The sequence below is a fragment of the Alteromonas sp. G4i13 genome (assembly GCF_054960505.1).
Genome location: NZ_JBHNYX010000117.1, coordinates 1 through 703 on the forward strand (window position 1 = coordinate 1; position 703 = coordinate 703).

The window sequence follows — 703 nt, forward strand, 5'->3', positions numbered from 1 at the left end:
TTATCACAAATGGGACGAAAGTCAGCACTTCAATTCTCTTTTCGACCACCTTGTTCAGGTGGGCAATGCCTGGCTGGAGCCGCGTTACCTCTTTGATACTGCTATTGAATTCCTAACCAGTCACAGCATTGCTATCCCTAGGTACACCGTACTCCAGAGACTGATAAGCAGAGCGATGCAGCAGGTCAGAAAAGACCTGGCGCACCAACTTAATCAACTCACCAGTCCTGAACTTCACGTCTTTCTGGACAGCATAACAGCCATTGATGACGGACTAAGCCTGAACCAGCTCAGAGGCGGTGCAAAAAGTCTGACCGTACCTGAACTTAAAAAAGAGCTTGCCCTTTATCATCAGTTAGCGCCATGGCGCACGCAAATCAATGGCGTTATCGATGGGCTTAATCTGTCTCTTAAAAATCGACAACACTTCGGTGAGCTCATCAACTATTACGGTAGTAAACTCAAACGATTCAAACGCGCACAGCAGCATCTATGGTTGCTATGTCACCTGACAGAGCGGATACAACTGGCACTGGAACGGTTAACTGATGGGTTCATTTACCATATCCGCAAGCAACAAGAAGCTGCCAACACCTTTGCACAACAAGCAGTGTTCCTGTCCTGGCAGTCAGCCGCGGACAATGTCACGAAAGCGGCAGAGTTACTGCATCTGTTTGTGGATGAGAACATTGATGATAATCAA

1 protein-coding gene is annotated in these 703 nt (G+C 47.4%); it reads left to right on the plus strand.

From position 1 onward, the window contains the following. Positions 1-703, plus strand: a 703-nt coding sequence (locus ACFI6J_RS21540; RefSeq protein WP_462586403.1) for a DUF4158 domain-containing protein, incomplete at both ends; no start/stop codon positions are given.